22 protein-coding genes and 1 pseudogene are annotated in these 24762 nt (G+C 38.8%); 16 read left to right on the top strand and 7 right to left on the bottom strand.

All coding sequences use genetic code 11. From position 1 onward, the window contains the following. Positions 1 to 371: 371 nt before the first annotated feature. On the top strand, positions 372 to 644 hold the full coding sequence (locus NO346_RS07955) for a hypothetical protein (RefSeq protein WP_087536784.1): 273 nt from the start codon (positions 372 to 374) through the stop codon (positions 642 to 644). Between the two features lie 54 nt (positions 645 to 698). Here NO346_RS07955 and NO346_RS07950 read toward each other — a convergent pair whose 3' ends face one another. The 4 genes from NO346_RS07950 to NO346_RS07935 form a co-directional block, all read right to left on the bottom strand. Next, positions 699 to 1142 carry a hypothetical protein gene (locus NO346_RS07950; RefSeq protein WP_087537522.1) on the bottom strand — a complete coding sequence of 148 codons (444 nt, stop codon included), beginning with the start codon at positions 1140 to 1142 and terminating at the stop codon, positions 699 to 701. Positions 1143 to 1200: 58 nt separating this feature from the next. Then, positions 1201 to 2028, bottom strand: a complete 828-nt coding sequence (locus NO346_RS07945) for a hypothetical protein (RefSeq protein WP_256414826.1) — start codon at positions 2026 to 2028, stop codon at positions 1201 to 1203. A 68-nt stretch (positions 2029 to 2096) separates the two neighbouring features. After that, entirely contained in the window at positions 2097 to 2624 is a 528-nt protein-coding gene (locus tag NO346_RS07940; protein WP_256414825.1) for a DUF1566 domain-containing protein, read from the bottom strand. A 33-nt stretch (positions 2625 to 2657) separates the two neighbouring features. Next, a complete protein-coding gene (locus NO346_RS07935) occupies positions 2658 to 3668 on the bottom strand; it encodes a DUF1566 domain-containing protein (RefSeq protein WP_256414824.1) in 1011 nt (336 codons plus the stop codon). A 488-nt stretch (positions 3669 to 4156) separates the two neighbouring features. On the opposite strand from NO346_RS07935, the gene NO346_RS07930 reads away from it, so the two are divergent. From NO346_RS07930 to NO346_RS07880, 11 genes are all read left to right on the top strand, one after another. After that, the gene (locus NO346_RS07930) at positions 4157 to 5218 is read left to right on the top strand and encodes a DUF932 domain-containing protein (protein ID WP_256414823.1); all 1062 of its coding nucleotides are present in this window, start codon (positions 4157 to 4159) and stop codon (positions 5216 to 5218) included. Positions 5219 to 5321: 103 nt separating this feature from the next. After that, positions 5322 to 6434 carry a YqaJ viral recombinase family protein gene (locus tag NO346_RS07925; RefSeq protein WP_256414822.1) on the top strand — a complete coding sequence of 371 codons (1113 nt, stop codon included), beginning with the start codon at positions 5322 to 5324 and terminating at the stop codon, positions 6432 to 6434. Between the two features lie 106 nt (positions 6435 to 6540). Further along, the gene (locus NO346_RS07920) at positions 6541 to 7443 is read left to right on the top strand and encodes a hydrolase or metal-binding protein (protein ID WP_256414821.1); all 903 of its coding nucleotides are present in this window, start codon (positions 6541 to 6543) and stop codon (positions 7441 to 7443) included. A gap of 155 nt (positions 7444 to 7598) precedes the next feature. Then, positions 7599 to 8054, top strand: a complete 456-nt coding sequence (locus tag NO346_RS07915; RefSeq protein WP_256414820.1) for a hypothetical protein — start codon at positions 7599 to 7601, stop codon at positions 8052 to 8054. A gap of 46 nt (positions 8055 to 8100) precedes the next feature. Continuing rightward, positions 8101 to 9300: a TolC family protein gene (locus tag NO346_RS07910; RefSeq protein ID WP_256414819.1), complete on the top strand. Its 1200-nt coding sequence runs from the start codon at positions 8101 to 8103 to the stop codon at positions 9298 to 9300. A gap of 10 nt (positions 9301 to 9310) precedes the next feature. Continuing rightward, complete coding sequence (locus NO346_RS07905; protein ID WP_256414818.1) at positions 9311 to 10789, top strand: efflux RND transporter periplasmic adaptor subunit; 1479 nt, start codon at positions 9311 to 9313, stop codon at positions 10787 to 10789. Between the two features lie 14 nt (positions 10790 to 10803). Beyond that, on the top strand, positions 10804 to 13932 hold the full coding sequence (locus tag NO346_RS07900) for an efflux RND transporter permease subunit (RefSeq protein WP_256414817.1): 3129 nt from the start codon (positions 10804 to 10806) through the stop codon (positions 13930 to 13932). 11 nt (positions 13933 to 13943) lie between these two features. Beyond that, on the top strand, positions 13944 to 14315 hold the full coding sequence (locus NO346_RS07895) for a hypothetical protein (RefSeq protein WP_005322921.1): 372 nt from the start codon (positions 13944 to 13946) through the stop codon (positions 14313 to 14315). 5 nt (positions 14316 to 14320) lie between these two features. Beyond that, positions 14321 to 15034: a HupE/UreJ family protein gene (locus NO346_RS07890; RefSeq protein WP_256414816.1), complete on the top strand. Its 714-nt coding sequence runs from the start codon at positions 14321 to 14323 to the stop codon at positions 15032 to 15034. Positions 15035 to 15045: 11 nt separating this feature from the next. Next, complete coding sequence (locus NO346_RS07885; RefSeq protein WP_256414815.1) at positions 15046 to 15684, top strand: transmembrane anchor protein; 639 nt, start codon at positions 15046 to 15048, stop codon at positions 15682 to 15684. Positions 15685 to 15764: 80 nt separating this feature from the next. After that, positions 15765 to 17072, top strand: coding sequence for an MFS transporter (locus tag NO346_RS07880; protein ID WP_256414814.1), 1308 nt, complete (start codon positions 15765 to 15767; stop codon positions 17070 to 17072). 123 nt (positions 17073 to 17195) lie between these two features. Here NO346_RS07880 and chrA read toward each other — a convergent pair whose 3' ends face one another. The 3 genes from chrA to NO346_RS07865 all read right to left on the bottom strand — a co-directional run bounded on the left by chrA (position 17196) and on the right by NO346_RS07865 (position 19889). Next, on the bottom strand, positions 17196 to 18548 hold the full coding sequence (gene chrA / locus NO346_RS07875) for a chromate efflux transporter (protein WP_256414813.1): 1353 nt from the start codon (positions 18546 to 18548) through the stop codon (positions 17196 to 17198). Between the two features lie 2 nt (positions 18549 to 18550). After that, positions 18551 to 19471 (bottom strand): chromate resistance protein ChrB domain-containing protein, encoded by a 921-nt coding sequence (locus tag NO346_RS07870; RefSeq protein ID WP_256414812.1) that lies wholly within the window; start codon positions 19469 to 19471, stop codon positions 18551 to 18553. A 211-nt stretch (positions 19472 to 19682) separates the two neighbouring features. Beyond that, positions 19683 to 19889: a hypothetical protein gene (locus NO346_RS07865; RefSeq protein ID WP_256414811.1), complete on the bottom strand. Its 207-nt coding sequence runs from the start codon at positions 19887 to 19889 to the stop codon at positions 19683 to 19685. A gap of 358 nt (positions 19890 to 20247) precedes the next feature. Between NO346_RS07865 and radA the strand changes: the two genes are divergently transcribed. The 4 genes and pseudogenes from radA to NO346_RS07845 form a co-directional block, all read left to right on the top strand. Continuing rightward, the gene (radA, locus tag NO346_RS07860; RefSeq protein ID WP_256414810.1) at positions 20248 to 21639 is read left to right on the top strand and encodes a DNA repair protein RadA; all 1392 of its coding nucleotides are present in this window, start codon (positions 20248 to 20250) and stop codon (positions 21637 to 21639) included. Positions 21640 to 21761: 122 nt separating this feature from the next. Beyond that, positions 21762 to 22802 (top strand): YhcG family protein, encoded by a 1041-nt coding sequence (locus NO346_RS07855; RefSeq protein ID WP_256414809.1) that lies wholly within the window; start codon positions 21762 to 21764, stop codon positions 22800 to 22802. 1002 nt (positions 22803 to 23804) lie between these two features. After that, on the top strand, positions 23805 to 24077 hold the full coding sequence (locus NO346_RS07850; RefSeq protein ID WP_256414808.1) for a hypothetical protein: 273 nt from the start codon (positions 23805 to 23807) through the stop codon (positions 24075 to 24077). A 132-nt stretch (positions 24078 to 24209) separates the two neighbouring features. After that, positions 24210 to 24646, top strand: a pseudogene (locus tag NO346_RS07845) (IS5 family transposase); the annotation flags it as partial. Positions 24647 to 24762: the final 116 nt, after the last annotated feature.

The raw sequence follows: 24762 nt of genomic DNA, 5'->3' as shown, positions 1-24762 counted from the left end.
CCATTAGAGAAATTTGCTCAGCTTGTTGATTATCATATGGCTTTTGAAACTGTCGCACCTCATGTTTGAATTCGCCCTACTTTAATTGTCATTCGGCTGTATATTTACGCCAGTTTAAGGAAAAAGGAACGCTAGGCATCGGTATGATTAAAACAAAAGATGAGGAACAAGTTGAGAATATGCTGGCTACGATTAAATACCTTGTACGATCAGAAAAAGAAGAACAGCATTTAAGGGTTAAGGTGTGTAGAAAGATGAGGACGTTTGGCTGATTCTAAAAAATTATAGATATGTACCATCTAGATGAGAAACATCTTCTCTTTATTGGCTTACCCCAACGGTAAGCCTTTCTTATTTCAGAGGTACATCTTATGCAAATCAATTGTCCATATTGCCATTCAGAGCATGTGATCCGTGTTGTGCAAAATAGCGGTTCACAAGCTGGCAACCAGAGTCTGGCATCGTCAGCATCATTTGCCACGATGGGTGCTGCATTATCAAAAACTTTGCCTGTGTCCCCTCTGGTTGGAGGGATTGCTGGAGCCGTAGTCGGTGGTTTATTGGGTACAGTGTTTGGTTCTGCTTCAACTCAAACTGTGCAGTCTTGCTTTCAATGCCAGCATTGTGGGCAATCCTTTTACTGAAGAAAAACAGGGAAGCAATTTATGCCTCCCTGTTTTTTGAGGATCATAAATACTTTATTTAACTGCAACAAGCATGAAGAGCCTATTCCCCATTCCGTTTTTACCTTTGTCTAGAACCTTAAACTTGCCTGTTAATCGCCCCGTCTGTGTATTCCATTTTACATATGGCGAGCATCTCTGAATGCTATTCTCCGCATTTGGATTATCAATTTTGTCACAATCGATATAGATATCATAATATAGCTTGCCTTTAGGCGGGATATAGAATGTTGGACTTACGCCTTTATATCCATAGCTGATGTCATCATATTCACTGGGGTCTTTAATGGTAAGGTCGAGTTGAACCAGTTTATTATTATTTTTTTGCATAAACTGTGCGAATTTAGGGTCTGATTTGGGGATGCCTTTATAGCTTGGTAGTGGATTTGCATATAGACCACATGAGGTTGCTAACAATGCACCGAGTAAAGTGGTTTTGAATACATTTATATTTTTCATATTTAATTCCTTTTTGGCTGTTGACCATGCTGTTTACTCATGGCAATACGTTCGTTATTTAGTACCGAGACTTCATTACGAATTCTTTGTCCTTGTCAACGAGCAGACGTACCTCTTTAACATCGACTCCATCACAATGTAGTCTTAACTTGAAATTCTGCCCAAATTGAAGAATATTGTTTTGGTCTCCAATGATGTGAACAGGACAATTACCTCGATTGACACTAATTTTGTTAAGTTCTACGGGATTATCTGACTCTGATGAAATAACGAGGGTGTATATAGTGGTAGATTGATTTCCAAAACTCATGTTTTGGCTTTCAATATGATAAGAAAATTGGTAATGGGGCTGTTCTTGCGCCGCTTGTTGCTCTTGATGATATTGAGCCAGTTCACCACACTCTTTTTGAATATCTGAACTTAGCCTGTTTCCATATTCAGGAAAAATCACATCATCTACCAAACAAGAATTGGCAGAACACACTAATTCGTAAACAATGGATTCCCGACCAAGATTGGCAACAACTTGACCCTGTTGATTCAAGCTATAGCTGAAATTCATTTTGGTATAGTCAGGAGCTTGTGACATCATGATAACGTCACTATTGTATCCACAGATTTCCCCAGGAAACTGTTTGGTCATCTCTAGGATTGCCTTAAATCTATCTGTGGAATAACGAGGAAGTGTGTCGTTGCCAGATTCTACTTTTTGAGTTTCAGCGTACATTTGTTTAATCGCATCTAACTTCAATTGGTCAAGTCTGGAATGTTCGGCTGGTTTAGCTTCAGTTGTTTGAGGCTGTTTAATATCAGGTTCCTGTTTACTGCAAGCGGTCAGTAGCAGGAAAGATGCTGAGATCATCCATGCCTTATTTGGCTTATTCATAGACCTTTCCTCCATAAGGCATGACGATCACCTGAATAAGCAGCACTCAGGCAATCGACAAAAATGTTTTAATTGGAATTTCTAACAGCACGGACATTAAATTTTTTGGCAGTCTTGTAGTAAATGGAATCACTATTGACTGTACCTTCCTCAAAATTGACTGACCACGCATAACGGTTATCACTGGTCTTTGGAGATGATGACCAATAGTCATTGATGGCAGTTGTCGGAAAAATTGTTTCATTGATGGCAGGACTAACACAGGCTTCTTCAACCAAAGTTTGTAATTCCTTTACATTGGGCAAGCGATAACCGTTACCCAAAGCTTTGGTTTTTTGTAATGCCTCTGACCATGTATAGCTTTGTGGCGTACCGTAACATTGATTATTTGCCCACATTTGCCCTACGCTACAACGTTGCCAGATCAGACCTGTTTTAATGTCTTTCACTTCGCTGCCATTGCTACCTTCAATAATTTGGTAACGTGTGTCAGGTACAACTTTTTTGATTTGGCTGTTACAGGTTTGTGCATAAGTGGTGTGAGCCAATAAGGTACTCATAACAGTAATCAACAAAGCGTTATAAGATGCTTTCATTTTAGAATCCTTTTTTATCTTTAAGTGGTGTTGTTATTGGCTGGCACGTACCGCACGGATATGTCCCATATAGTCCTTGAAAGCAGGACTGGCTGCACCATCCTTAAAGTCAGACATCCATGCCTGAGTACTTTGTTTCGCACTCGTGGTTGATGACCAATAACGATCTACAACAGTTGTATTGGTAAAGATAGGATTTAAAGAGGGTTGAGTTGATGAGTAATCTGTCAGATTGATCAATTCACTACGGGTTGGTAATCGCCAGTCACTATAACCACAATAGTTAGCTTTATTCAGGGCTTCGATATAAGCAGTTGTATTACAACTTGTTAGCGTAGAACCACACGTAGTCGAGCTAGCCTGCGAACCTGCATTGCCACCATTGGTTTGAGTATTCGCATTGAACCAAGAGTAACGCCAGTTGCTGTCACGTAATTTTGCATCTGCGGTTTTTTGTTCCCAGACTAAACCAGTGATCTGATCCTTGATACACTCATCATTGTTATGTTTTATCAGGCTATAGGTCATTTTTTTCCCAGCCTCAACTTCACCATCCTGTCCTAAGCCGAGCAGTTCACCCAGATTAGATGCGTTACAAACAAGGTTATTTTTATCATTCGTACCACACAAGGTAATACCTGTTGTCGTCAGCACTGGCAAGATGGTGGATGAAGCGGAAACAGGGAGTGCTGCAAGTGTTTTACCATTACCAGCTTGATTGGCTTCAATGGTACACACGCCAACACTAAACATTTCAACTTTTTGCTGACCAAGATCACCAGTAATACGGCAATGATCAACAGTTTTAATGGTATATGTAAGTGCTAAGCCTGCACTGGATTGAGCAGATAAAGACACTGTTTGGTCTACATTGATTGAATTAGGTAAGGTTAAACCTGTGATGGTTTGAGCGACTTTGTCCTTACAAATATTTCCCTCAAGATACTGGGTATTTGTACAGGTTGGAGTAGGGATTGGTTCAGGTTTTACTTCTGTAGAGTTGTTATTGCCACTATTACCACCGCCACAAGCAGTTAATAACATAGCCCCGCAAAGGATTGATAACTTATATTTTTCCATGTTAATAGAATTCTCTTAGGGAAAAGAAGTTCTACCAAAACATTATTATGGTGGCAGAACGAAAGGGGGTTGACAGACTGGCCGAAAAATCCCAGCACGCGCGGACGCGTCCCCCTCCCGTTCCACCGCAGAGGGGGGCACGAGGGAATGCACACTAAAAGAATGATCTCTTAATGTTTTTCGGAACGGTCTGTCAAAACCGACTGGCAATGTAGGCCAGCATGGGAATCATAATCGCTGAAAAAGAACACGTCAATTTATTGATTCAGAAAAATTAAATGATGAACAAAATGAATTTAAAAAAATTTCAGATATATACCATCTAGGTGAATCCACGTATTCAAACCCATTTAACAACTTCTCACTTTGGTCTGCTCCCCCAGCAGGCCTTTTTTTATGCACAAAATCTGAATTCGCATCATGCAATTTCAATCTTTTAACAGGAAAACCGTATGGCACATTTAGTTGAAACTATGGCATTTGTAGGACAAACCCCTTGGCATGGCCTAGGCAATGAACTTACACCTAATCAACCTTTAGAAATCTGGGCACAACAGGCAGGCATGGACTGGCGGATTGAATCCTCCGATGTCAGTTATATGGCGCAGAACCATCGGGGGCAAAACATCATTATGCCCTTTGAAGAACAACGTGTTTTATACCGCTCTGATACCCATGCACCTTTATCCGTGGTCAGTCAGCGTTTTCAGGAAGTACAGCCGATGGAAATCCTGCATTTCTACAAAGACCTGACTGAACAATCAGGCTTTGAACTGGAAACCGCAGGGGTACTCAAGGGTGGCAAGAAATTCTGGGCATTGGCTAAAACAGGACAGACCTCGGCTTTAAAAGGCAAAGATGTCAGTAATGGCTACATTTTATTGGCAACAGCCTGTGATGGAACCCTTGCCACCACAGCACAATTTACTTCGATTCGTGTGGTGTGTAACAACACGCTGGCGATTGCATTAAAAGCACAAAATACCAGTGCAGGTGTGGTGAAAGTTCCGCACAGTACCCGATTTGATGCAGAGAAAGTAAAACAGCAACTCGGCATCTCAGTTCGTGCATGGGATGAATACATGTATGAAATGAAGCAACTTAGCCAGCGTAAAGTGACCCAGCAGGAAGCCGCAGCCTATTTTGATGCAGTGTTTAACAATACCAGCCTGAGTATTGCCGAGCAGGATGAAAGCATTGTCCAGTTCTACCGTAATGCGGCAATGCCAAATCAAGTACCAGTAACATCCACAACGAATAAAGCTGACAATAAAACTGAACCCAACGGACGTGCCATGTCCAAGGTGATGACCATGTTTAATGGACATGGGCGAGGAGCTGAACTTAGCTCAGCCAAGGATACCGCCTACGGTTTGTTGTGCAGTATCACGGAATTCGTTGACCACGAGCGTCGAGCCATGAGTCAGGACTACCGTCTGGACTCTGCATGGTTTGGGGCAGGAGCAGCTATTAAACAGCGTGGACTGGAACAAGCCTTAAGAATGATTGCCTAAATTAGCCTAAGCAAACTTAACTCAAATTTATTTTCTAAAGCTGCATCCGAAGATGCAGCTTTTTTATGCCGCAAATTTCCATTTTACCCACTAGGACAGTCCAATGAATATCAATACCCAGATTCAAAACACGCTAAACTACCCGCCATTACAACCGTATTTACCAAATCTCAATCAGACTACCCAACAAATTGAGGTCGGTACACGAAGAAAACGGATATCCAGAAAAACCAAAGCTCCAGTAGCCAAACGTCTCGCCAATACCAAGCAGATGAATTACCAGCAATGGCTGGAAGTTCGGAAACAGGGCATTGGCAGCAGTGACGCTGCTACGGCATGTGGACTCAATCCCTATATGTCGATGCTGGAATTATGGATGATCAAAACGGGGCGAATGCAGCAGAACATTGAGGATGAAAGTTCAGGCTATGCACCCTTGTACTGGGGCAAGCAGCTTGAACCCTTGGTGGCGGAATACTACAGCATGCACACCAATCATAAGGTGCGTCGAGTCAATGCAGTGCTGCAACATCCTGATGAAGATAAACACTTTATGCTTGCCAATTTGGACTATGCCGTGGTGGGCAATGAAGAAGTTCAAATATTGGAATGTAAGACGGTGGGTGAGTACGGTTCTAAGCTTTGGCGAGATGGTGTGCCGCTTTATGTTTTATGCCAAGTACAACATCAACTCGCAGTAACAGGCAAACAGGCAGCGCATATCTGTGCCTTGATCTGTGGGCATGAAACTAAAATCTTCAAAGTCACGCGTAATGAAACTGTGATTCAGCACCTTATTAATGCTGAACGTCACTTCTGGCAATGTGTGGAATCCGATATTCCGCCAAGTGTTGATGCTTCAGATTCAGCAGCCAAAGCCCTGCAACAACTTTATCCTGAGCAAGTGCCATTAACAGTGGAAGATCTCACTCAAAATGAACAAGCCAACTACTTATTCAATCAATTGTTAGAGGAGCGACATAAGGTTGAACAGCACCAACAGTATTTTGATGAACTGAAACATCAATTACAAATGATGATGAAAGAAGCTGAACGAGCGGTGTTTACAGGTGGATCAGTGACGTGGAAGAAATCACAGGACTCCATCAGCCTAGACAGCAAATCCTTGCTTAAACAATACCCTGAATATTTACAGCAGTTTCCTCAAACCAAAGCAGGAACAAGGCGTTTTCAGATTTATCCCAATGGTGGATAACGAATACCTCAACCCAAACTGATCCTATACTGCAACAGGTATGGGATTTTTTATGCCCAAAATTTATTGATTCAAATTTTAACTTCTCTATATAAAGGACAACATCATGATTAAAGGTCTCGCAATCACCCCACCTGTTTTAGGTCGTATTAGCATCGGCAAGATTGTCGAAAAGAACGGCAAACGCATCCCTGAAAAGGATGACCAATTTACCATTACTAGTCAAATTCAGAATAAGGATGGATGGGTGAAACATCCATTGGATGAGCAACTACGTGCCAAAGCACCGAATCAAAACCAAAAGCTCAGAACGATTCCCGTGCGTATGATCTTCAATGATCCCGATTTAAACCTACGGGCAGAGTACAGCTTATTTGACCGCCAAACAGGACGTTTAATCTGTTCAGGCAATGGAGAAACTTGTCAGCGATTGACTAATCAAGGGGTTGAGCAACACTCATGCCCATCCCCTGATTTATGTCCATTGGCACAAGGTGGATTATGCAAACCCTATGGACGACTGTATGTGAATCTGGATGAATCGGATGAGCTTGGTACATTTATCTTTAGAACCACAGGTTTTAACAGTATCCGTACCTTGGCGGCACGACTACGTTACTACCATGCAGCATCGGGTGATTTACTGTCATGTCTACCGTTGCAACTCACTTTAAGAGGCAAAAGCACTATACAAAGCTATCGTACCCCGATTTACTACGTGGACTTAACTTTACGTGATGGGACTAACTTGCAGGAGGCAATTACTTCAGCCAAACAGATGAATGAACAAAGCAAAATAGCAGGGTTTTATCAGGAGGCTTTAGATCATGTGGCACGACAGGGTTATGGTAATGCCAGTTTTGAGGTGGGAGGTGATGAGGGTTTGGATATTGTTGAGGAGTTTTATACGGATGAAACGAAGTCAGAGCCACACCAACAGACACATGATTTGACCCATGTTCAGGATATTCAGAAAGGGTTGCAGCAGTCAGTGCAGGCTTTGAATTGATAGTATTCACTTGAAAAAGAGTATGAGTACTCTTTTTTTGAACATTCCGAATATCAGGTTTAGATACATTTGTTTATTTAAAGTCTGAGTAAATAGGTTTACATCAATCGTGCTTTTTAGTATTTTGTCAGCAAATCAGAAGTATGTTCATCACCATGCGTTCAAGTGGGTTGTCTAAGCTTATACTCGCATTTACCCTGTTTTTGTTTACGATAACAATTACGGGTGTTCATGCATGGGCACCTGTTTTACTTGAAAATATTGAACACCAACATGAGTTGAGTATCATTGTAGAGGATGATGCTTCTAGTCATTGGTCTTTACAGCACTCAGATGATTATCTAAAAAATTCTACTGATCATGATGCGGAAGCACATATTTGGAAGAATTTTGATGAGCCGATCTATCATCATTCAGTAAAACCAATTTCTTCTGATAGTGATCTAAGCATAGATCCAGTCTTTATTCTTAGTTTCGCAATCCCACTCGTTTTATTTTTTTCCCAGCTTTTTGAAAAACCCGTTTATCGAGCCTTTGTAAAGCGGCGTCCCCCTCTAGTATTTAGTAATTCTTATACTTACTCTAAAGACCTAATCGTCCTACGTAATTGATCTTTCTATACAAAAATAATTTTAATTTTTTTGTATAGGTAGAGTCATGTCTAAAAAATATCAGATATTTCTGACCTGTGGTTTTGTAGTAACAGCAGCAAACGTATTCGCAGAAACGAATTATGCTGAACTACAAAAGCAGGTAATCGCAAGTGATGCTGTACTGAATAGCTTACAGCAGTCCGAACAAGCTTATGAAATCAACCAAAAGTTTGCTGGCAGATTAAATAATCCGACTTTCAATGTGGAGTTGGATAATCTCGGTAATTCCAAATTGAAGGATTTGGATGGTTCAACAACCTTGTTGGGACTGTCACAAGAGCTTCCTCTTAGTAATAAACTCACCTTGAGAAAGCAAATTTCGCGTTTTCAAGGTGATCGTAATCAGTTCGAAATAGCAAAGCGACAGGCTGAACTCAAAGCAGATTTAAGAATCTGTATGGCGAACTGGTATGTGGCAACTCAACGTGCTGAGGTTTATTCAACAGAAAGCAAGTTGAACGCAAGACAAGCCAATGTTCTTTCGGAAAGACTCAAGCTTGGGCGAGTAGTTCCTTCGGATGCTCAACTCAGTGCAGCACTTTCATCTGAATCAAAACTACGTTATCAAAATGCAGTTAAAAAGGGACAGTTTCAGAAAAATCTGTGCTCTAAGTTCACATCAAATCTACCAAGTAGTCCCTTGGAAGTTCCTTTAAGTTTTAATTTCACAGACAAAATCAGTTTGGTTGAGCAAGAAGCGATTCTGAGTTCAAAATTGAAAAAGACACAATTTGAACTCGCTCGTAAAGAAGCAATACCTGATATCACTTTGGGTGTTGGGGTCAAAAACTATCAAGAAACCAATGACAAGGTATTCCAAGTTTCAACCTCAATACCACTCAATATCTTCAACCGAAATAAAGGCAATATTGCGATTGCCCAAGCGGAACAGATGAAAGCTGAAACGCAGTCTGTATGGGTTAGCCGTAATTCTAAAATTGAACTGGAAAACAAGTCCATTGAGGTCTCTAACTTAATCGATGCGATCCATCAATATGATCAAACCATTTTGCCCGCAACCAATGAAAGTCTTCGCATTGCAGAGATGGGATACCAAGCAGGGAAAAACTCGTTACTTGAGTTCAATAGCATTAAGCAAATTTGGTTAGACAAACATCTTGCTCGATTCGATTTGTGGTTGGCTTTGCAGACTGAAATTGCAGAAGTCGAACGCAACTACATTACTCATTTAGACCAAGAATAAGGGCAAGAATATGAATAAACCAACCAATACTTTAATTGCTACGGGCATTATTGCCTTGCTTGTCGTGTTATGTGCTGTGGCATGGTACAAGACAGGTCAAAAGACTCAGTCTTCTTCAGCACATGGGGAAGCAACAGCAGAAAAAGTTGCAGTAGCAGGTGACGAGAAAGGACCTCATGGTGGACGTTTATATCGTGATGGGGATTTCTCAGCAGAAGTAAAAATCTTTGAGCAGGGCGTAGAACCACATCTCCGTGTTTATGGGTATTTCAAAGATAAACCACTTAAACCTGAAGATTTAACGGCAAATGTCTACATCAAGCGTTTGGATGCGGAGCAAAACATTCAATTTAAGCCAGAGAGTGATTACTTGATTGGGAATGAAATTGTCTATGAACCACATTCGTTCTTGATGGTTATAAATGTTGATTATCAAGGAAAAAAACATACTTGGAAGTGGGATACGAAAGAAGGTCGTGTCACCATGTTAGACAGTAGTATTAAGAGCAGTGGTTTAGAGCTTTTAAAAGTTGAACCAATGATGTTTGAAAATGCTTTGGAATTGAAAGGTGAATTGAAGTTTCCTGATAATTTTGAAAGCCTTGTTGCACCAAAAGCCAGTGGAACATTGATAAAAACCTACCGTAATATTGGGGATAAAGTAAGCCAAGGAGACTTACTTGCTGTTGTCCAAAGCCAAGATTTAATTCGTTTGAATGCAGATCGTAAAGTTGCTTTGGATACTCTACAGTTTGCTCGCCAAAAAATGGAACAAGAACGAGCATTATGGCAAAAGCGTGTATCACCTGAGATTGATTATATTTCTGCAAAGAGAGATTTTGATGCTGCTCAAACTCGTGCAAATGAGTTGAATAACTTAATAAGCTCTTATGGCGGTTCAGGTAATGGAACAGTTGAAGTTCGTGCCGCAATGTCAGGAACAATATTAGAAATCCTTGGTGCTGTTGGATCTAATGTAAGCTCTTCAACCCCTATTTTTAAAATCGCAAATACTTCACAACTCTTGGCAGTAGTAAATGTTCCTGCTGACAAGCTTAATGCTATAAACCCTACAAACAGAGTCAAAGTTAAGCCTCAAAGTCCAACAGGCACAGAAGAGGCATTGGGCAAAATCAAATATATTAGTGATGTCATCGATACTAAAACACGTACAGCGCAGGTATTTATTGAGATACCAAATCAGTTTAAGTGGCGTTCTGGACAGTTAATCACGGCTCAAATTTTTGAAAATCAAAGTCAAAAGCCAATGGTTGTACGTGAAGATGCGTTACAGAATTTCCGTGATTGGGACGTGGTATTCATTCGTGTTGGTAACGATTTTGAAGCTCGACCACTGGAGCTCGGTGATAAATACAATGGGTATGTGGAAGTTAAATCTGGATTACGAATAGGACAGGTTTATGCCGCAGGAAATTCATATCTTTTAAAAGCAGAGCTAGGTAAATCTGGCGCTACTCATGACCATTAAGGGGAGTAGCGAATATGTTTGATCAGATTGTTAAACTCTCGATTAAGAATCGTTGGCTTGTACTCATCGTATTCCTATTTGTCGGTGCATTGGGGGCTTATAACTATTTTAAGCTACCAATTGATGCTGTTCCCGATATTACGAATGTACAAGTTCAGATTAATAGTGAAGCTCAAGGACTCTCTCCAATGGAGATGGAGTCTCAGGTGACTTATCCTATTGAAACGGCTTTGGCTGGTATTCCAAATTTAGACTATACCCGATCAGTCTCTAGGTATGGCCTGTCACAAGTGACGGCAATTTTTAAAGAAGGGACTGATATTTATTTTGCCCGACAATTAGTCAATGAGAAGCTACAAGGAGTGACACCAAATCTTCCCGTTGGAATTTCAACCTCTATGGGGCCTGTTTCTACAGGACTTGGCGAAATCTTCATGTATACCGTTGAAAATGCCAAGAACAATCCTAATCCGCTTTCACCTACGGAATTACGCACCTTACAAGACTGGGTGATTAAACCTCAGCTTCGAAATGTTGAGGGTGTTAATGAAATCAATACCATTGGCGGTTATCTCAAACAATTTGTAGTTCAACCTGATTATGCTTATTTACGTAGTATAGGGCTAGATCAGAAAGCGATTTTAGAAGCGATCTCTAAGAACAGCATGAACAAAGGCTCGGGATATATTGAGAAAAATGGTGAACAGTATTTGATTCGCTCTGATTCTCAAATTAACTCGATTGAGCAAATCCAGAATATCCCAATTACGACGAGCAATGGTTATATCCTCAGATTGAAAGATGTTGCCAAAATATCTATTGGTCACGAATTACGTACAGGTGCTGCGACTAAAGATGGGCAGGAAATTGTACTGGGTACAGCATTCATGCTTATCGGTGAGAACTCACGAAATGTTGCTCATGCTGTTGATCAAAAACTACAGCAAGTTCAAAAATCATTACCAGAGGGTGTGGAAGCAAAAGCTGTCTATAACCGTACAACTTTGGTTGATGCAACGATACAGACGGTGAAAAAGAATCTTTTAGAAGGTGCGATTCTGGTAATCGTTGTTCTGTTTGTATTTCTTGGTCACTTCCGTGCCGCGCTGATTACAGCTCTAGTTATTCCATTATCCATGCTGATGACAATCACAGGTATGGTGAACCAGAAAATTAGTGCAAACCTTATGAGTCTTGGGGCACTAGATTTCGGGATTATTGTAGATGGTGCTGTTGTAATTGTTGAGGCCTCCTTAGCGAAGTTGGCAATTAAACAAAAAGAGCTTGGGCGAGTTTTAACAAGGCAAGAACGCTTTACGACTGTGTTTGAGGCGACTAAAGAATCCCGCAAAGCGATTCTCTATGGTCAATTGATCATTATCTTGGTGTATCTACCTGTAATGACTCTGACTGGTGTTGAAGGAAAGATGTTTACACCAATGGCTGCAACAGTGGTTATGGCTTTAGTGGCAGCAATGATTCTTTCAATTACGTTTGTCCCTGCAATGGTGGCATTGGTCACTACTGGTGAAATTAAAGAAGAAGAGTCAAAAATCGTCCATGGCATCAAAAGGTTTTATAACCCAATTTTAGATTGGTCTTTAAATCACAGATATTTGCTAATTGCTTTTGTCTCTATTTTCTTTGTTTTTAGTGCAAGTCTTTCGACTCGTTTAGGCTCAGAGTTTATACCTTCCTTGGATGAGGGAGATGTGGCACTACATGCCTTGCGTATCCCTGGCACGTCGTTGACTCAAGCAATTGAAATGCAATACACATTAGAAAAAGAGATTAAGAAAATTCCAGAAGTTCAGACTATTTTTGCCAAAGTGGGGACTGCTGAAATTGCTACTGATCCTGTTCCACCTAACGTTGCAGATAACTTTGTCATGCTGAAACCTCGTAGTCAGTGGCCTAATCCTGATAAGGAAAAGTCTGCGGTTGTTGCTGAAATTGAACGTGTAGCTAAAGGCGTATATGGAAACAATTATGAGTTTACACAGCCGATTCAAATGCGTTTTAACGAACTTATTTCAGGTGTTCGAACAGATGTTGCCGTAAAAATTTATGGTGATGATTTGGAACAGTTGCTTGAATCGGCAAACGCTGCCGCTAAAATTTTAGAGGGAGTCAATGGTACTGCTGATCTTAAAGTCGAACAGATGTCTGGTTTACCTATGGTTTCTGTTGAGCTGAAAAAAGACATGATTGCCAACTATGGACTTGATGCAGAGGATGTACAAAAACAGGTTTCTAGCCTAATCACAGGCGAGACAGCAGGTAAGGTATTTGAAGGTGATCGAAAGTTCGACATTGTCGTACGTATGGATCAAAACTCTGTCACAGACTTAGAAAAACTCTATCAAGTTCCTGTGAATCTGCCTGATGGTTCAAGTGTACTTTTATCTGAATTAATTGAGTTAAAAAATGTTCAAGGACCAAACCAAATTTCTCGCGAAAATGGTAAACGTCGTATCGTCATTACAGCAAATGTTCGTGGAACTGATATTGGTAGTTACATTTCAGAAGCACAATCTAAGCTGAATGCTGATTTTAAATTACCAGATGGTTATTGGCTGACTTGGGGCGGTACGTTTGAGCAAATGGAATCTGCTTCAAATCGTCTTATGGTTGTAGTACCGATTGCTTTAATTCTGATCTTTGCCATGATCTATATGGCTTTAGGTAATGTTAGAAACAGTATCTTGGTATTCACGGGTGTGCCATTTGCACTAACAGGTGGTGTGATTGCTTTAGCACTACGTGATATTCCATTCTCAATTTCTGCGGCTGTGGGTTTCATTGCCTTATCGGGTGTTGCTGTGCTGAATGGTTTGGTTCTTGTTTCAGCCATCCAGCGACTTAGAGTTCAAGGTGAAAGTGTCATTGATGCAGTGAAACATGGTGCAATGGAAAGACTCCGTCCCGTGTTGATTACAGCTTTAGTCGCTTCATTAGGTTTTATTCCGATGGCCTTAAACGTAGGCATTGGCTCTGAAGTTCAGCGCCCAATTGCAACTGTCGTTATTGGTGGGATTATTTCATCAACCTTACTGACTTTGATTATTTTGCCGACCTTATATGTGTGGTTTAACCAAGGTAGGTCAAGAAAATCAAACGATGCCACTGAACAGGTTGTTTAGGGGCATCTTTAATGACAAATATATTGCGAGATAAACAAAGCAAATTTGTGATGATGTGGCTAGTCTGCATGATCAGTCTCGCTTTATGTTTGCACTTTAATGAGCATGTAACTGACAATGAATTTCAGAGACACGTTTCAATTGATGCAATTCACTCTCACCATCATGAGATAAGCCAACAACATTCACATAGTCACCAAGATAATTACTATGAACATTTTGTTGGCTATGACGTACTTAAATCAGCCGCTTTAGCTCATCTCTTAAAGGGAATTTCGATTCTAGATTGGTCAAAAGAATATGTTTATCTGATGGTGAGTCGTATTTTTAAACCCCCAAAAAAGTTAATGGATTTTCAATTCATTTTAAATTTTGGAGTTTGATATACATGCAAATTATTGATTCACACATTGTGAAATTAAGTGCTTACATAAAGCTATTACTTGCTTTATCCATCACCTTGGTTAGTCCGACACTTTTTGCTCATGGCGTAGCAGAAGGTGATAAGGGCTATATTCAAGAAATTTATGGCGTTCATGTGATTCCATTCATCTATTTGGGTGCGAAACATATGGTCACTGGATATGACCATTTACTATTTCTTGTTGGCATTATCTTCTTCTTATACCGAATGAAGGACATAGGCTTGTACGTCAGCCTGTTTGCACTTGGGCATTCGATTACAATGCTGGTGGGTGTTTATTACAATATCTCGATAAATGCCTACATTATTGATGCAATCATCGGTTTTTCAATTGTTTATAAGGCTCTTGATAACTTGGGGGCTTATCAGCGTTGGTTTGGTTTTCAACCAAACACGAAAATAGCGACTTTAATTTTTGGTCTGATTCATGGTTTTGGACTCGCAGTAAAAATTCAGGAATATGAAGTTCCGAGTGATGGGCTACTGGCAAATTTAATCTCATTCAATATTGGGGTTGAATTAGGTCAGTTTATGGCTCTGTGCATCATCTTGTTATTAATGACGTTTTGGAGAAAGACACCTTATTTCTTTAAAACAGCCTATCAAAGCAATGTCTTCCTCATGTTCCTCGGTTTTTTACTTGTTGGCTATCAACTTACTGGCTTCATTACTCAATAAGGATCTAAATTATGTATAACGTTGAAATTCCAAAAGATATCGAATTACCTTCATCAAAAAAGTTAATCAAATCAACAGCTATCGCGGCTATAAGTGCTGTGGTTGTATTGGTTACCTGTGTCATGCCTGCGGAATATGCGATTGACCCAACAGGAATGGGTAAAGTACTTGGCTTAACAAAAATGGGTGAAATTAAACAATCTCTAGCTGAAGAGTCAGAGAATGGTATTAATTCTCAACAAGTGGTGAATAACTCTGACTCAGTTGTCTCAGAAATTTCGACTGAAGTAGCGACTGAGAATGATCAAATGGCGATGCCTGCGATTAATAAAGAGAGTATTAGTATTGAGCTAAAACCTGGGCAAGCCACAGAGGTAAAACTAACAATGCCGCAAAGTGCAAGTGTCAACTTTGATTGGAAAGCTGTAGGAGGTGGTCTTAACTATGATACTCATGGCGATCCAGTAAATGCGCCTAAAGGATTTTATCATGGTTATGGAAAAGGCAAGAATGAGACAACTCAACAAGGTGTCTTAAAAGCAGCTTTTGATGGTAAACATGGTTGGTTCTGGCGTAACCGTACTGAAAATCCAGTGACTGTAACTCTACTTGTAGAAGGACAGTTTAGTGAAATGAAGAAAGTCTTTTAAGCTTTAATCAATCTCCTTGGAATAGTCTTCCAAGGAGATTTAATCGTTATAAATGTCAGATTCTAAAAGGAATCCATAAAATGCTAGAAGTACTAAAAAACACAACATATCGGCATTTGTTTTTGGCGCAAGTAATAGCACTGATAGGGACTGGGTTGATTACAATCGCCCTAGCTTTACAGGCATACGATATTGCAAAAGGTCAAGCTGCTCAAGTTCTTGGCATTGCATTGGCAATTAAGATGATTGCCTATATTGGTGTTGCACCTATAGCATCGGCATTTGCAGAGCGATTACCAAGAAAACAGGTTTTGGTCGGATTAGATGTTATTCGGGCATTGACAGCATTGTGCCTACCATTTGTGACACAAATTTGGCAAATCTATGTGCTTATTTTTATTCTGCAATCTGCATCTGCTGCATTTACGCCAACATTTCAGGCAATGATTCCTGATGTTTTGCCTGAAGAAAAAGACTATACCAATGCTTTGTCATTATCTCGCTTAGCCTATGATTTAGAAAATATCATTAGTCCAATGTTGGCAGCATTTTTATTAACTCTGATGAGCTATCACAATCTGTTTTTGGGAACAGTATTAGGTTTTATCGGTTCTGCTTTGTTTGTGGTAAGTGCGAAATTACCAGTTGCCAAAGTACCTGAATTTAGAGGTGTTTATAGCCGTATTAAGCAGGGAGCTAAAATTTATTTTAATACGCCAAGACTTAAAGCATTGCTTGCTCTCAATTTAGCAATTGCGTCAGCAAGCGCTGTAGTGATTGTAAATACCGTGGTATTGGTTCAATCGACATTTAAGCTAACTGAAAATGCGACAACTTGGGCTTTTGGTTTATTTGGATTAGGTTCTATGCTTTCAGCGTTCATCCTACCTAAGATATTGGATAAGTTTCCTGATCGAACAGTGATGTTGACGGGAACGACAATTCTTGTCATTGGGTTATTCAGTGGTTCTTTGATTGCATCTTATAATGGTTTGTTAGCACTTTGGTTTGTCCTTGGTATTGGATATTCGGTTTCCCAAACACCTACAGGGCGTTTGATTCGTAAGTCTGCTTCCAGTGAGAATAGAACATCATTATTCGCAGCCCAATTTGCATTTTCACATGCTTGTTGGTTAATTACTTATCCATTGGTTGGATGGTTGAGTACGAATATAGGGACATTACAAACATTTATACCGATGGCAGTTATTGCCGTTGTTGCTCTCATCCTCGCATTACGCTTATGGACAACTAAAGATGATGATGTTTTAGTACATAGCCATGATGATTTGCCCGCAGACCATGAACATGTGATTCAACATCAGATCAATGGTGTGCATGTGCATGAATATGTGATTGATGACTACCATCAAAAATGGCCTAAATAATTTTTTCCGATTAATGGCTTAGAAGTGCATTATTTATTTGTTGTACAATTTCAAACTTGTTTTATCGTTCAATAAAAAAGGAAGCTTAGCTTCCTTTTTTATTAAAAACTAAAAATTATAAATTTATGCACCGATATACAAAATCAAGCCACAGAATGCTGAAGCAAAAATGACATACATGACTTTGACTTCAAATTGGAATAAGGCAATAAATGCTGCAATCGCAATAACCATTGCTTCATAGTTGAATGGACGGTCGAATCCATTTGGCCATAAAACGTGGTAACTGAAGAACAGTGCAAGATTTAAAATTACACCAACAACAGCGGCAGTGATTGCCATCAAAGGTGCAGTAAATTTTAATTCATTGTGGGTTGATTCAATCACTGGAGCACCAGCTAGAATAAAAATGAAAGAAAATAGGAAAGTAAACCAAGTCACAATCACAGCACCCAATACACCTGCTAAGAATAGATGTTCATTACCTAACAGAGCATGATTAAAGCCACCTAAGAATCCTACAAACGCAACAACCATGATCAGAGGACCTGGGGTGCTTTCTCCAAGGGCTAAACCATCGATCATTTGTGTTGGACTCAACCAACCATAAAAATTAACAGCACCTTGATAAACATAAGGTAATACTGCATAAGCACCACCGAATGTGAGCAACGCAGCTTTTGTAAAGAACCAAGCCATTTGAGTATAAGAATGATCCCAACCAAGCGTTAAAACCAAACTGATAATTGGGGCAAGCCATAGGATTGCTCCAATCAAAAGTATCTTAGCTAAATGTTTCCAACTAAATATGGCATGTTTTGGGGTAGGTGTATCATCATCAATTAATGCGGGACCATAATCTTTTTTACCTTGTTGGTGTGACCCCCCACCTGTAAAAAAGCTTGGATATTTTTTACTTGCCAAATATCCAATAATTGCAGCCGTTAGAACGATTAAGGGGAATGGCAAGTTAAAGAAAAATATTGAGATGAATGCAAGCGCAGCGATTGCCCATAAAAACTTATTTTTCAACGATCGGCTACCAATCCGATATGTCGCATGAAAAACGATAGCAACAACAGCAGGTTTAATCCCATAAAAAAGACCAGCAATGATAGGAACATCACCAAATTTTACATAAACCCATGACAGACCAATCAGAATAAAGAGAGAGGGTAATACAAATAGGATTCCTGCAACTAATCCACCAACGGTTCTATGCATTAACCAACCGATATAGGTTGCTAATTGTTGTGCTTCAGGCCCAGGCAGTAACATGCAGTAGTTGAGAGCATGTAGAAAACGTTTTTCAGAAATCCAGCGCTTTTGTTCAACCAATTCTTGGTGCATAACAGCGATTTGTCCCGCTGGTCCACCAAAACTAATAAACCCCAATTTAAGCCAAAACAGAAATGCTTTCCAAAATGAAATAGGCTGTATTTCTTGCTCTGACTTGATAACAAGTTTTTGTTCCATGATTATTCTCTTGAGAGGTTGGCATATAAGCCATCGAAAATATGATTCGATAATGCAAATAGTTGATCATCGTCACTTATTTGACTTCGAATTCCTTGGATAACTTTTTCAATACCAAGTGCTTCAGGGGGTTCAATTCCACCTACATCAAGGTAATGAACAATTTCAGCGATTTTCTTTAAAGCGGGTGTTTCTAAATTAAAACTATGTAAGAGAACCTCAAAGGTCACCCAGTGATTAATGTGGCTGAAAGTAGCGCCATCAAAATCGAATCCTAATGCTGTTTTAGGGCAGTCACTTGGTGTTTCTAGCCAAATGAATGTAGGCGCAGAGTCAATAAAAGTCTTTATTAGCCATGCAGAGGCTAGACGATCAATCCAAGGTCTTTTACGGGTTGCCCAAGTTCTGTTTTGATAACTATTTTTATCTAGAAGTTGAATATGAGATTGTATTGATTGAGGCTCATTCGCTTCACCAATACGTGCAATTGAAAGTTCTAAAGAGGAGAGCTCATTTAAAACTTGTGCCTGAGTTTCATCAGGGTAATAGTCAATTTCTACAAGTGCATCGATATTTTTTCTTAATTTACGGACTTGCTTGAGTAGTTCTTTCTTTTCATCTTTAGTTTGGCGATCTCTTAATTCAGTAAGTTGTTTATAGAGAGCGTCGTATTCTTCTTTCCTACTGAAAAAAGGAGCAAGTTCAAGATTTAAGGGTTGCTCAGCGTGAAACACATAAGCAGTCCCTTGCTCTGAAATAACATCATTTGCAATAGAATCAAATTTCTCGCTATGAGAAATTGGAAGTAGATAGACACCATCTCTTAGAATTGCTGCACCACTTGCTTTGAGGGATCGCCAGACTCTCATACGAGTGGTTGTGTTCTGCGTAGGCAGTGAGGATATGAGTAAGGATATTTTCATGTAATATACTCAACTTATTTGTTTAATATATTACATATAAAAAATTAAAGGACAAATACAAAGAAGTGATTTCTTATTTAGAAAAATATTAGGTTGAACTGAGTGTAGGTTGATATTAATTATAAATGATGAATAGATATTTCAGTTTAATTTTATTATGCCCCTACAAGAATGTAGTGGCATAATAAAACTGGTCTGCAAAACGCAATTCCTAAATATCAGTACAGCCGCGTTTGAGCTTTGATTTCACATTATTAAATGTATCTTTTTTCAGTTGAATCTGTTTGTCATTGACAACAGCAACCAAACTGGAAGTATTACCTGTGGTCATCACACTTAGTTTTTGCAAACCGTACTGACCATAAGCTGCATAAACCTGGGTACTGCCAAATTTCCATTCGTTGTACCCCCTTGCCATTTGAAGAGGGTTTGCCCAGCTTTTGGGTTAAAGTGTTATGCGTATCGTCCATCGTAACCTTTTTGCCATTGATGAGCATGTGATCAATCGCAAAGGTAGAGGTTGGAGGTGTTGAGCAGCAAATACTTCTATTTTTTCAATATCTCAATATCGCTGTAGTTTTGTAGGATTATATTTTGAATCAGCTTAAATATATTGGTGATTCAATTCAATGTTATTTAACCTTGTATGTCGTATATCATTGAATGGCATTTTCCCCCTCTATTCTCAACGAATTCCCCTTATTTCATTACCTTGCTTGAGATTAATAATCTGGCTTGATAAGGTGCTGAGGTGACTAAAAAATAGAGTTTTTACTATGGCTAAATGTATAGTCCATATATGCCGTGAATGTGGTAAGGAGGAGGATAACTGGACAGGACACTGTGTTAAATGTGGAGCATACAATAGTTTCAGCAAAACAACAGTTGAACGAAAGCCCCGACATCGGGCAACAACAGGTTTAAGTCATTCTGGCTATGCAGGACAACAACATCATATTACTAAATTAAATATGGTGAAAATGAGTCAGGAGCTTAGGTGTTCAACAGGTATTGATGAGTTTGATCGTGTATTAGGTGGTGGGCTGGTCACTGGATCAGTGGTGTTAATTGGTGGTGACCCTGGCATTGGCAAATCAACTTTACTTTTACAAACAGCAACCTATATTGCAGAAAATCAATCCGTTTTATATATCACTGGGGAGGAGTCACTGTCACAAGTTGCCATGCGAGCTAAACGATTGGGTCTGCCACTGGACAAACTTGATGTCATGGCAGAAACGAAGGTAGAGCGTATTTGCGAAATATTAACGGAACAAAAAACCTCTCTGGTGATTTTGGATTCTATTCAAACCTTATATACAGAGTCTATTCCTGCGGCTTCAGGAAATGTGTCGCAAATTAAAGAATCAGCTTCAATCTTAACCCGATTTGCCAAACATACAGGAATATCTTTACTGATTGTTGGGCATGTCACCAAAGAAAGTGAGTTGGCAGGACCTAGAGTGCTTGAACACATGGTTGATTGTGTCTTGCATTTTGAGGGACAAAGCGACTTACAGTATCGCATGCTCAGAGTGGTTAAAAATCGTTTTGGTGCGGTGAATGAACTAAGTGTATTTGATATGACCGATCAGGGATTAAAAGAAGTCATCAACCCAGCCACGATTTTTCTGGATCGCTATGGTGAGGCAGTTGCTGGTTCTGTTGTCATGGTTAGTAGAAATGGTGTACGACCATTTTTAGTTGAAGTGCAGTCTTTGGTGAGTAAAACAGAAAATGCACCTAGACAGCTTATTTTAGGTTTGGAGCATAATCGTCTAACGTTGCTTCTTACCATTATGAAAGAACAAGCTAAAGTGGATATTCTGAAACATGATGTCTATGTCAATATTGTGGGCGGATTGAAAATTACAGAAACAGCGTCAGATTTAGCAGTTTTACTGGCTTGTGTATCGAGTTTGAAAAATCAACCCTTGCCTCACGATATGGCTGTGTTTGGTGAAGTAGGCTTGTCTGGCGAGATTCGGTCTGTACCCAATGCACAGGACCGTATAAAGGAAGCAGAAAAGAATGGATTTAAAACTGTAGTTGTACCTAAAGTGAATCAGCCAAAACAACCTATAGGCTCTATGAAAGTGATTGCTGTGGAATATTTATACCAAGTCTTACAGGCTGTCTTTGAAAATGATGCTTTGGTTGTAAATTAAGCAGCAGTAAAAAGTCTTTAGTTCAACTTATGCTATGCTTTCATGTCGTCATGGATAAAGCAATGAATCAAGTTGTTATGCCAAATTTACCAAGATAGATGCTGATCTGATTAGGTTCTTTTATGAGCAATGAAATAGCAATCGAAAAATACCAGTCATTATTCGCTGATATAAAAAATGTAATACAACAAACACGGTTACGAACAGCTCTTGCTGTAAATGCTGAAATGATATTGCTTTACTGGCAAACAGGAAAAATGATTGCTGAGCGCCAACAGCAGGAGGGTTGGTCAGCAAAGGTTATTCCACAACTGGCAGTAGATTTACAACATGAATTTACCAGCCTAAAAGGTTTTTCAGAACGAAACTTAGGTTATATGTTACGTTTTGCTTTGGAGTATCCAGAAACTTCAATTTTGCAACAGGCTGTTGCAAAATTGCCGTGGGGACACAATATCTTATTGATGGAAAAAATTAAGGATAAAGAAGTCCGCCATTGGTATATGCAACAAACCATTGAAAAAAGTTGGTCAAGGGATTTATTGCTTAATGCTATAAAAATGGATATGTATGGTCAAACACAGAACCAGTTAAAATCGAACAATTTTAATAACACGCTTCCCGCAACTCATGCAGACTATGCCAATGAAATATTCCAAGACCAGTATAACCTTGGATTTCTGGGAATTACTGAGCCTATCAGAGAGCTGGAACTAGAGAGACGTTTGATTGAAAAAATCAAATATTTCATACTGGAACTTGGTAAGGGATTTACCTTTATTGGTAATCAGCACCGACTGGAATATAATGGTAAAGAATATTTTGTTGATATGCTGTTCTTTCATCGTGGCTTACGAAGCCTCGTTGCGATTGAACTCAAGATAGGAAGTTTTAAAGCAGAATATGTTGGTAAAATGAACCTATATCTATCACTGCTTGATCGGTTAGAAAAATCTGAAAACGAGAATCAGTCTATCGGTATTATTCTTTGTGCCGATAAAGATCATTTAGATGTGGAAATTGCTTTGCAAGATGTAGGTAAGCCTATCGGGGTGGCTGAGTACCAACTACTATTACCTAAAGATCAACTGCAAACTTTGGTAGCTGATGAATTAAGAAAATTTGAGTTGATTGATGATGAGCAAGCTGAGGGTAATGCTTAATGGGTAGTTATCAGGCTATTCACAGCAATTTAGTTTATAATGAACAAGTATTGAACAAACGAGTTGGTGGAATTTTTTGTAGTAAAAATAGTAGTAAAAAACTAAATTTAAATATTTTTATATTTATTAATCAATAATTTGAGTTCTTAATGTGACTGACACCGCTTCCGCCAAATATTTAAAAAAGCCTTTGTTTTTACAAGGGCTTTTTTCTTAGCTCTGGTTTTACCCCTAAACCTACCCTACATCCAATATTGGATTGAATTACATGGGATAAAACTTGTAAGGAGCAATTGAGAATTAGCTAATCGTCAGTTTGAAATGCTAACAATATACAAGCCTATACTTCGAACAACTTAACTGACTCTTTCAAAGTAGAATAGATGTGAATGACGGTTTGATCTGCCTAAATTCAGTAGTAATTATTCAAAAGATAGGGTACACATTTAAAAAAATACTGTCAGTTGTCTGAGGTTATAATGATTGTTTTCTATAGAAGACAATTCTAAACAATTAAGATGTTATTCATTTACCGTTGAATAATTTGAACTGAATCTTTTTAGTGTCTACTAACTTAATTTGGAAAATAATTTACCCATCAGAAAATATAGAAGTTGTTATGGAGAAAATTTTAGGTAATGAATGGATTAAACTTAATCACAGATCAAGATCGAATCAATGCTGTTTTATGTATTTAGGCATGTATAAATAATAATTTTTTAGAACATCATTGGTTTTAATGGGAAGTATTATTATGAGAATTTACACTTTTTGATGTTATGCAGCCAAAGACCTACTCTTTATCGCTAATAATTTGACAGAGAAGAAAGCTAGCATTAGTGACAATTTTCGCCACATCGCTTCCACTCTTGTTGTTTATTTCAAAAATATGACTTAAATATTTCATAACTAAAAATAAATATTAAAAAATGGTTGAATAGTAAGCAATTATCTATAATGATAACTAATATACACTTGATCATTCATTCTAGGAGGTAGATCATGATTGATGTGCAATATTCCGAAAATGTCTCGATACATCAGTTATCTGATGATGCATTCTTGTTAAGAGTCAATGATGCAAAGGTTTATCAATATTTGCTCAAGCAATGTGGTAAGGAATTCGGTTGGGAACGTTCGATACAAAAATCTCAAAGTTTTTTTAACGGTGATATTGAATACCAAATTAACCTTTCTGATATTCCATTGGAAAATTTTGGACGAGATTTCTTTATGTTGGAACCAGAACTACTCGATAACATTGCGAAAAATTAATACATAGCTTGATTATATGCTGTGTATAGTGAGTTATATATTTCAGTTTTTCGCCACGTCATCCCCTTGACGTGGTCTTTTTATATAAAACTATTTTATCGAAAATAGAATCAATTTTATAATTTTGATACTGAATATCGTCTCCAATGGCGCAAACTTCATATCAACTACGAGTAGTTCAGCTCACAACAAACAATGTGATTGATTCACAGGTGCTTGGTGATTTGCTTGATCAAATTCCGTTGGATGAACAAATTGATTTAGTCTATACAGATGGTGCTGATGATACAAAGCACTGCCGACAAGTCATTTTAGATCGAGATGCACATGCAGTCATTCCACCTAGGAAGAATGCAAAGCTTTGGAAAGATAAGAAATTGATATCTTTAAAGAGGAATGAATTATTAAAAATAGTCAAAAGGCTAGGCAGGTCACTTTGGAAAAAATGGTCTGGTTATCATCATCGAAGATTAGTGGAAACCAAAATGCATTGCATCAAATTATTAGGTGATAAATTCACAGCAAGGAGTTTTCCTAGTCAGATGAATGAGATTCATACACATGTATAAATTTTTAATAAATTCAAATAATTAGATCATCATCATATTCAGGTTATCATTTGAATTTAGCTCAATTAGAGTAGCATTGTCTATCAAACTTTTGGCAACAAAGCCTCGCTGCACTA

The sequence above is a fragment of the Acinetobacter sp. 5862 genome (assembly GCF_024494585.1).
Lineage (GTDB): Bacteria > Pseudomonadota > Gammaproteobacteria > Pseudomonadales > Moraxellaceae > Acinetobacter.
The sequence above is the reverse complement of the archived record's forward strand: the minus strand, read 5'-3'. Positions and strand labels throughout refer to the sequence as shown.

What these genes read in the sequence shown, in the direction of transcription:
- NO346_RS07955 (WP_087536784.1), top strand. Translation starts at nt 372, where the DNA reads ATGCAAATCAATTGTCCATATTGCCATTCAGAGCATGTGATCCGTGTT.
- NO346_RS07950 (WP_087537522.1), bottom strand. Translation starts at nt 1,142, where the DNA reads ATGAAAAATATAAATGTATTCAAAACCACTTTACTCGGTGCATTGTTA.
- NO346_RS07945 (WP_256414826.1), bottom strand. Translation starts at nt 2,028, where the DNA reads ATGAATAAGCCAAATAAGGCATGGATGATCTCAGCATCTTTCCTGCTA.
- NO346_RS07940 (WP_256414825.1), bottom strand. Translation starts at nt 2,624, where the DNA reads ATGAAAGCATCTTATAACGCTTTGTTGATTACTGTTATGAGTACCTTA.
- NO346_RS07935 (WP_256414824.1), bottom strand. Translation starts at nt 3,668, where the DNA reads ATGTTATTAACTGCTTGTGGCGGTGGTAATAGTGGCAATAACAACTCT.
- NO346_RS07930 (WP_256414823.1), top strand. Translation starts at nt 4,157, where the DNA reads ATGGCACATTTAGTTGAAACTATGGCATTTGTAGGACAAACCCCTTGG.
- NO346_RS07925 (WP_256414822.1), top strand. Translation starts at nt 5,322, where the DNA reads ATGAATATCAATACCCAGATTCAAAACACGCTAAACTACCCGCCATTA.
- NO346_RS07920 (WP_256414821.1), top strand. Translation starts at nt 6,541, where the DNA reads ATGATTAAAGGTCTCGCAATCACCCCACCTGTTTTAGGTCGTATTAGC.
- NO346_RS07915 (WP_256414820.1), top strand. Translation starts at nt 7,599, where the DNA reads ATGCGTTCAAGTGGGTTGTCTAAGCTTATACTCGCATTTACCCTGTTT.
- NO346_RS07910 (WP_256414819.1), top strand. Translation starts at nt 8,101, where the DNA reads ATGTCTAAAAAATATCAGATATTTCTGACCTGTGGTTTTGTAGTAACA.
- NO346_RS07905 (WP_256414818.1), top strand. Translation starts at nt 9,311, where the DNA reads ATGAATAAACCAACCAATACTTTAATTGCTACGGGCATTATTGCCTTG.
- NO346_RS07900 (WP_256414817.1), top strand. Translation starts at nt 10,804, where the DNA reads ATGTTTGATCAGATTGTTAAACTCTCGATTAAGAATCGTTGGCTTGTA.
- NO346_RS07895 (WP_005322921.1), top strand. Translation starts at nt 13,944, where the DNA reads ATGACAAATATATTGCGAGATAAACAAAGCAAATTTGTGATGATGTGG.
- NO346_RS07890 (WP_256414816.1), top strand. Translation starts at nt 14,321, where the DNA reads ATGCAAATTATTGATTCACACATTGTGAAATTAAGTGCTTACATAAAG.
- NO346_RS07885 (WP_256414815.1), top strand. Translation starts at nt 15,046, where the DNA reads ATGTATAACGTTGAAATTCCAAAAGATATCGAATTACCTTCATCAAAA.
- NO346_RS07880 (WP_256414814.1), top strand. Translation starts at nt 15,765, where the DNA reads ATGCTAGAAGTACTAAAAAACACAACATATCGGCATTTGTTTTTGGCG.
- chrA (WP_256414813.1), bottom strand. Translation starts at nt 18,548, where the DNA reads ATGGAACAAAAACTTGTTATCAAGTCAGAGCAAGAAATACAGCCTATT.
- NO346_RS07870 (WP_256414812.1), bottom strand. Translation starts at nt 19,471, where the DNA reads ATGAAAATATCCTTACTCATATCCTCACTGCCTACGCAGAACACAACC.
- NO346_RS07865 (WP_256414811.1), bottom strand. Translation starts at nt 19,889, where the DNA reads ATGGCAAGGGGGTACAACGAATGGAAATTTGGCAGTACCCAGGTTTAT.
- radA (WP_256414810.1), top strand. Translation starts at nt 20,248, where the DNA reads ATGGCTAAATGTATAGTCCATATATGCCGTGAATGTGGTAAGGAGGAG.
- NO346_RS07855 (WP_256414809.1), top strand. Translation starts at nt 21,762, where the DNA reads ATGAGCAATGAAATAGCAATCGAAAAATACCAGTCATTATTCGCTGAT.
- NO346_RS07850 (WP_256414808.1), top strand. Translation starts at nt 23,805, where the DNA reads ATGATTGATGTGCAATATTCCGAAAATGTCTCGATACATCAGTTATCT.